Raw genomic sequence first — 824 nt, 5'->3', positions numbered from 1 at the left:
TGGGAAAAGCTGACTTTGATCCTGAAAGTGCTGGGTTATCCTTCAAGCTGGAAAGTCCATTCAATGTTCAATTCTTGCTGAATAGGTGTGACGACTGGGGTCTGTCGGGAGCCGGATGCGGTAGTTCTGCATGTCCGGTTCTGAGGAGGGATCTGCCCGGGTGACTGGGCAGGTCTACTCACCATTTTTGCCGTTTTTTCATTCCTCAATGGGAACAATTTTGTCTTGAGAGTGGGCATCGTTTACGCCGCCGACAAGGTCATATGTATCCCAGTGAAATCATGACCATTTTGATCCTTTTTCATATGTCGCATTACCGTGATTTTAAAAATTTTTATTTGAAACATATTTGGCAATACCACCACCGCGACTTCTCCACTTTACTCAGTTATACCCGTTTTATCAGCGTTGCCCCTTCCGTTTTGGTGCCACTATGTAGCTATCTGACTCAATTAAAAGGGAAACCCACAGGCATTGCTTTTATTGATTCCACCAGTTTGAGTGTCTGCCATAACATTCGCATCCCTCGACATAAGGTCTTTGCGGGAATCGCACAGCGTGGAAAAAATTCAATGGGATGGTTTTATGGTTTCAAATTACATTTGGTTGTCAATCATCAGGGGGAAATTCTCGCGCTTAAAGTCACGGCCGGTAATGTGGATGATCGGGAACCTGTTCGCGAATTAACCACAGAATTAATGGGTTCTCTTTACGGCGATAAAGGTTATAGCAGAATCATCATAATTTGACATATTCAATATGCTCCGTAAATAGCTCATCAACTGAACATCTTTTTTGCCTCCTGATCGCTTTTGCTCCTCCCC

At 43.9% G+C, this 824-nt stretch carries 1 pseudogene; it reads left to right on the top strand.

Annotated elements, in window-relative coordinates:
* Positions 1-164 precede the first annotated feature (164 nt).
* A pseudogene (locus Xedl_RS19840) lies at positions 165-728 on the top strand (IS982 family transposase); the annotation flags it as partial.
* Between the last annotated feature and the right edge of the window lie 96 nt (positions 729-824).

It is taken from the genome of Xenorhabdus eapokensis, from assembly GCF_001908105.1.
Note: the sequence above shows the minus strand (reverse complement) of the source record. Positions and strands in the feature narration are given on the sequence as shown.